Here is a 2,017-nt window from a genome sequence, read left to right on the forward strand (position 1 = left end):
TCAACTCAGGTGTGCGTGCGGACGAGGTGTCCGAGTCGGGGCGGGACACGTGGACGTGTCGCCGTCGCGGCCGGCCGCCGAGTGGGCGTCGAGGCGGTGAGCGGTTCGTCAAGGCATCGGCGATATTCCCACATGATCCAGCGCTCCTTGGGGCCTATGCCCGAGTTAGCCCTCGTGTTCGTGGCATCGCCGGAGCCGGTATCCGTGGTCGGCTTGGCGGACGAGAAGCGGGCTGTCGCGGATGAGCTGCGTGGTAAGAACGTGTTTGAGAGGGCATGGCGCGCCCACGGCGCGCCTCTGGGACTTGTGGGGCTGAAGTGACGATTGTGACGATATGTCGTCCGATGTGGAGTGTGTGGAGTCGTCTCCCGCGAAGCCCAAGCGCCGGCCCAGGTCCGCGCCGGCGAAGCGCTACCCCACCGATCTCAGCGATGCGCAGTGGGCGCTGATCGAACCGCTGCTGCCCCCGCCGGCTCCCGTTGGGCGTGCGGAGAAACACCCCCGCCGGGAGATCGTGAACGCGATCTTGTATCTGGATCGGGCCGGGTGCGCGTGGCGGTTGCTGCCCAAGTGTTTCCCACCCTGGGGGACCGTGTACTGGCATTGGGCCAAGTGGAAGAAGGATGGGACCGTCGACCAGGTACACGACCAGCTGCGCGATCAACTGCGCGACGCCGCCGGGCGCGACCCGATGGCCTCGGCAGGGATCATCGACTCGCAGTCGCTGCGCGGCGCCGACACCGTCGGCGCTGGTCAGCGCGGGTATGACGCGGGGAAACGAGTGAACGGGACCAAGCGACACATCGTGGTCGACACCCTGGGTCTGCTGCTGGTGGTCATGGTGACCGCGGCCAGCGTGCAGGACCGCGACGGCGGGCGGCGGCTGCTGGACCGGCTGCGGTTCGCGATGCCCAGCGTGGCCCTGGTGTGGGCCGATGGCAGCTATGCCGGACAGCTGGTGGGCTGGGCCCGACGCGTGCTGCGCGTCACGCTGGAGATCGTGCGCAAGCCGGCCGACCAGCACGGGTTCGCGGTGCTGCCCCGGCGGTGGGTGGTCGAGCGGACGCTGTCGTGGCTGATGCGCTGCCGACGGCTGGTCCGCGACTACGAACGACTCCCCGACAGCCACGAGACCATGGTCAAGTGGGCCATGGTCGGCCTGATGACCCGACGGCTGGCACCCGAGCCCAGACGCCGGCCCTGGGCGCCACCCGCCGCCGCCTGAGCCACTCTCAAACACGTTCTTATTAGACCTCGTGTTCGTCGCATCGCCGGAGCCGGTACCCGCGGTCGGCTTGGCGGACGAGGAGCGCGCTGTTGCGGATGAGTTGCGTGGCAAGTGCTGCCGAGTAACCGGCGCGCCGCAGGGCTAGGCGCAGCTGCTTGTTGTGTCGGACGTCTGCAAGGTCCAGGCCGAAGCAGCCAAGGAGGACATGCTCATCGACGCAGACTCCAGGCTCGGCGAGATATTGGACGGGCATGGCGATCCTCACGTAGCGGTTCGTCATCACCTGTCAAGAGCCACGAAACGAGATCGAGATACCTCCCACGGGCACTGGGGCTCGTCCGCAGGGCTGGCCAGGGGGTGAGCCGGAGCTCGAGGCCGGTGGCCAGCCCGTCGGTCAAGATGCCGAACGGCGATCGCGAACCGGTGCGGCCGTTCTTCGTCATCGGGGAGGCCACCTCGAACGTGGGATTGTGGAGGTGGGCCTCGGCTGGTGACCTGGGCGCACTGGGGATCCGCGGGGAGCGACGGCAGCTCACGCGGGTGTCCGAGCTCTTGGCACCCACAGGCCGCGACGGCCTGGCCGCCGGGGCCGAACATGGGCATCACGACGCCGCAGACGCCGAGCGCGAGTACCCACCGGGTGATCGCCATCCGGGTGAGCCGGGTGATGGCGAGAGTGCGGCGGAACCGGTAGGGCCAGGTCACGGTGCGCGCGGTGTATTGCCGCAACCCGCGCACGATGGTCGGTCTGCACGGTGCCGGGCCCATCCCCAGGTCGGTTCGGCCACC

1 protein-coding gene is annotated in these 2,017 nt (G+C 68.8%); it reads left to right on the plus strand.

Going from position 1 to position 2,017, the window contains the following annotated elements; translation table 11 throughout:
- Positions 1 to 355: 355 nt before the first annotated feature.
- Positions 356 to 1,225, plus strand: coding sequence for an IS5 family transposase (locus VF106_RS05270; protein ID WP_330838413.1), 870 nt, complete (start codon positions 356 to 358; stop codon positions 1,223 to 1,225).
- Positions 1,226 to 2,017 lie beyond the last annotated feature (792 nt).

The organism is Actinophytocola sp., from assembly GCF_036378875.1.
GTDB lineage: Bacteria > Actinomycetota > Actinomycetes > Mycobacteriales > Pseudonocardiaceae > Actinophytocola.